Genomic DNA, 1,109 nt, shown 5'->3' with positions numbered 1-1,109 from the left:
GACCGGCACGACATCCTGCGCACGGCCATCGTGTGGGAAGGCCTGCGCGAGCCGGTGCAGGTGGTGTGGCGGCACGCCGAGCTCCCCGTCGAGGAAGTACAGCTCGACCCGCACGACGCCGACCCGGTGGCGGAACTGCTGGCCGTCGGAGGCCTGTCGGTAGACCTGCGCCGGGCGCCGTTGCTCCAGCTGCACGCGGCGGCTGTCGCGGACGGCCGCCGGCTGCTGCTGGTCCGTGTACATCACATGATCCAGGACCACACGGGCCTGGAACTCCTGCTGGCCGAGGTGGAGGCGTTCCTCGCGGGCCGGGGTGACCAGCTGGCCGAGGCGCTGCCGTTCCGGAACTTTGTCGCGCAGGCGCGTGGCGGGGTGGAGCGGGCCGCGCACGAGCGGTACTTCGCCGAGCTGCTGGGCGACGTCGACGAGCCCACCGCACCGTACGGTCTGGTGGATGTGCGTGGTGCGGGCGCAGATGTGTCGCGTGCCGTGACCAAGATGGACGATGTCCTGACCGTGCGTCTGCGCGAGGTCGCGCGGCGCGCGGGGGCGAGTCCGGCCACGGTGATGCATGTGGCGTGGGCGCGGGTGCTGGGTGCGCTGAGCGGACGGGATGACGTCGTCTTCGGCACGGTGCTCTTCGGACGGATGAATGCCGGTGCGGGGTCCGACCGGGTGGCGGGTCCCTTCATCAACACGCTGCCGACGCGGGCACGCCTGGACGGTGGTACTGGCGTCCTCGCCGCGGTACAGGCGATGCGCGGCCGGCTGGCCGCGCTCCTCGAGCACGAGCACGCGCCGCTCGCCCTCGCGCAGCAGGCCAGTGGCGTGCCGGGGGACACCCCTCTGTTCACGTCGCTGTTCAACTACCGGCACAACACGAGTCCTTCTCCCGAGCACTCGGCGGCCGAGGACAAGGACGTCCAAGGGTTCCGGACTCTTCTTGCGCGGGAGCGGACCAACTACCCGCTGTCGGTCGCCGTCAACGATGGTGGCCAGACAATGGGGCTGGCTGTCGACGCGGTTGCTCCGGTTGATCCGGAGGCGGTGGCGGTGTTGGTGGTCACGGCTGTGGAGAGCCTGGTGACGGCGTTGGAGGGGGCTTTGGA

Annotated in this window: 1 protein-coding gene; it reads left to right on the top strand. The window is 70.7% G+C overall.

Annotated elements, in window-relative coordinates; translation table 11 throughout:
* Window positions 1-1,109: condensation domain-containing protein (locus ACZ4LX_RS38235; RefSeq protein WP_467652036.1), on the top strand; the 1,109-nt coding region annotated here is incomplete at both ends.

The sequence above is a fragment of the Streptomyces sp. NPDC026062 genome (assembly GCF_055568375.1).
Note: the sequence above shows the minus strand (reverse complement) of the source record. Positions and strands in the feature narration are given on the sequence as shown.